Here is a 1,464-nt window from a genome sequence, read left to right on the forward strand (position 1 = left end):
GCGGCGGCGCGCTCGCCGTGGAGGCGGCCCGCTTCGGCGCGGCGGTCCTCGCGGTGGACAGCGACCCCGCCGCCTGCGCCCGCACCGCGGCCGCCGCCCGCGCCTTCGGCGTCCAGCTCCAGGTGGTCGAGGGCCGCGCCCCGCACGTACTGGAACGCCTGCCCGAACCCGACGTCGTACGCATCGGAGGCGGCGGCGTCCCCGTCGCCACCGCCGTCGCCGACCGCCGGCCCGAACGGATCGTCACCCATGCCTCCACGCGCGACGAGGCGGAGGCGCTGGGCGCCGCCCTGGCCGGAAACGGCTACACGGTGTCCTGCTCGCTGCTCCAGTCCGTCGAACTCGACACGACCGCCTGGTCGGAGCGCGAACGCACGGTCGTCTTTCTCCTTTCCGCACTGCGTTCGGACCTTGCCCCCTGACCCGTCCGCAAGCGGTGCGAGGTAGGCTGGCCGATCGTCGCACCGCTCCCGGACGTTCGTCGCTTCGTTCGTCAATGTCCGGAAAAGGGGACCGTTTTGGCCCTCGTTGTGGTACGGCAACACCCTGGGACGCGCAACGTGGCGCAGTCCACAGCGAGCCGTGGCGAAATGACCTGCCGCGGCGGCGAACGACCGCGAGAATGCAGGATGTCCGCGACCGATTCGTGCCGCGCGGCGCGCCCGCTCGTTCCACCGGACGAGCACGGCGTGCCGTGTCCGGGCGTGCCAGGGCGACGGGCCGAAGGAGCACTGACGATGGGCGAGGGGAACGCATGAGTGACACCGGCCAGATCCCGGCCGAGGGACTGCCGGAGAACGGGGGCACGGTGGAGCAGCCGGGCGTCCCCGCGCCGGACTCCTACACCCCCGAGGACGACGATCTCCTGCTGATGCCGAGCGCACAGGGCGCCTGGGGCGAGCCCCAGCCGGTCCAGGCCCCCCACCACCACACCGACACCACGGGCGCGCACGGCGCGTACCCGCCGGCGGACCCGGCGCAGGCCCAGGGCCCCGTCCAGTTCCAGGAGCAGGCCCCGGTGTACGCGACGCAGCAGGCCGCCGAGCCGCTGCCGGGTACGCACGAGTCCGGAGGCCGCGATTCCGGCGCCGTCGACCTCGGTGCCGTCCGCATCCCCTCGCCCGCTCCGCAGCCCCAGACCCCCGCGCGCCGCCCGCTGCACCGCGGCCCGGCCTCGCCCGAGCCGTCCTACGGCGGTACGTCGGGGGCCGGCGTGGTGCGCTCGCTGGCCGACCGCGGCCCCGCCCAGACCCAGACGACCGCCCGCCACGCGGGCCCGCCGCCCGCCGAACCGGAGTACTTCGAGCCGCAGCCCGAATCGCTTCCGGGCCCGCAGCTCGGCGCGATCCCGCCCCAGAACACCCACGCGTGGACGGCCCCGACGCCTGCCGGGGCCCCGGCAGCAGAAACGGTCGCTCCGGCGGCACCGGCGACCCCGGCGGACCCCGCCCAGCCGGCGTCCGA

At 75.6% G+C, this 1,464-nt stretch carries 2 pseudogenes; both read left to right on the forward strand.

Annotation, left to right across the window (positions count from 1 at the left end):
• Nucleotides 1-422 (forward strand): annotated as a pseudogene (locus MHW47_RS35390) (precorrin-6y C5,15-methyltransferase (decarboxylating) subunit CbiE); the annotation flags it as partial.
• 332 nt (nt 423-754) lie between these two features.
• Nucleotides 755-1,464 (forward strand): annotated as a pseudogene (locus tag MHW47_RS35395) (5,6-dimethylbenzimidazole synthase); the annotation flags it as partial.

It is taken from the genome of Streptomyces sp. OfavH-34-F (assembly GCF_022347745.1).
Lineage (GTDB): Bacteria > Actinomycetota > Actinomycetes > Streptomycetales > Streptomycetaceae > Streptomyces.